This window comes from Edaphobacter sp. FHG110511_03 (assembly GCF_059115365.1).
This window is the reverse complement of the sequence record NZ_JBZYWL010000061.1, coordinates 1-507: the sequence shown is the minus strand read 5'-3', so window position 1 is coordinate 507 and position 507 is coordinate 1. Positions and strand designations below refer to the sequence as shown.

1 protein-coding gene is annotated in these 507 nt (G+C 56.2%); it reads right to left on the bottom strand.

Annotated features, from left to right (window positions below):
* Nucleotides 1–507, bottom strand: a 507-nt coding sequence (locus AC5S26_RS29945; RefSeq protein ID WP_494188605.1) for a helix-turn-helix domain-containing protein, incomplete at both ends; no start/stop codon positions are given.

Here is a 507-nt window from a genome sequence, read left to right as displayed (position 1 = left end):
GGGTGAGGTGCTTCTCTTTTAGGAGCTGCCGGGCACGGTGCAGGCGTCTCCCTAGGAGATACTGGTACGGTGTTTGGCCAACTGCCGATTGGAACATCCGAAGAAAATGAGATTTGCTGTATCCGCTCTCCTGCGACAGCACTTCCAACGTCAGAGCGTGTCCAAGCTCAGCTTCAATTCGATCCTTCACCCGAATGAGGATATGCCGCGGTAGGCCGGAGGTGGTCGCGACGCTGACTGCCCCCGCAACTTCATCGGCGAGCATAAAGCGCACCCCCAGCGCGTGCACAAGCGAGTCAACGTAGAGAGCGCCTGATGGGGCTCCTGTTTGCCATTCCTCCGTTAGCAACTGAAGAATGGCCTCGATGGAGGCCATATGGACGCCGGATCGGAAGGAAGGAATGGTGGAACGGTTGCGGTCCATCTCCTCGGCGATTGAACCAATGAATTCCTTGTCCATCGCGCAATAAATGAAATCGGCAGGTGTAAACAGGGAGACTCTTGGTG